This is a genomic window from Synechococcus sp. H55.10 (genome assembly GCF_047502715.1).
GTDB lineage: Bacteria > Cyanobacteriota > Cyanobacteriia > Thermostichales > Thermostichaceae > Thermostichus.
Map to the genome: position 1 here is coordinate 1 of NZ_JANSJJ010000231.1, position 572 is coordinate 572.

At 45.3% G+C, this 572-nt stretch carries 1 protein-coding gene; it reads right to left on the reverse strand.

Translation table 11 applies throughout. The annotated features are described in order from the left end of the window. On the reverse strand, positions 1–242 hold a 242-nt coding region (locus NW858_RS11995; protein ID WP_414520587.1), incomplete at its 3' end, for a FitA-like ribbon-helix-helix domain-containing protein. Positions 243–572: the final 330 nt, after the last annotated feature.

Sequence of the window (572 nt, forward strand, 5' to 3'; positions counted from 1 at the left end):
GTGTTATCTTCTTGTAGCCGCTCGAAGTCCGAATCTTCACCAACGTTTGTGATCGATCTGAGCACTTGGCAAAGGACTTTTTTTGCAAGTTGGAGTAAGACTTGCTCCAGGATTTTGCGATGTTCGTCTTCTGCACTCGCGCCGTGACGCCTCTCCTTTTCTTTAAGGGCTTTGACAATGGCCTCATCAACGTTGCGAACAATTAGAGAACAATTAGAGTGGTCATGGAGCGTCTGATTCATTTACGCTGCACAATACGGATATGATCCGGACGATGCAACGATTGCAATTCCATCATTGCTGACAGAAAGGGAGGAATCCCTCAAAGCCCTAAGGAAGAACCCTAGAGCACCTAAGTACTGATGTCATATTGCCTTTGCCCAGATGGCATTTTGATGGCTCTAATTTTACCTTCTGCTTCCCACCATCGCTAAGTGTTTTCGTGGACTCTCAAGATTTTCGTTGCTTCCTTAAGACAGACATACCGCTGGATAACTTTTCTCCTGAAACTAGCAATGCCGTTGTACTGCTATGCCCGTAAATGTCCAGAAAGTTGAGTACTAAATCCAACC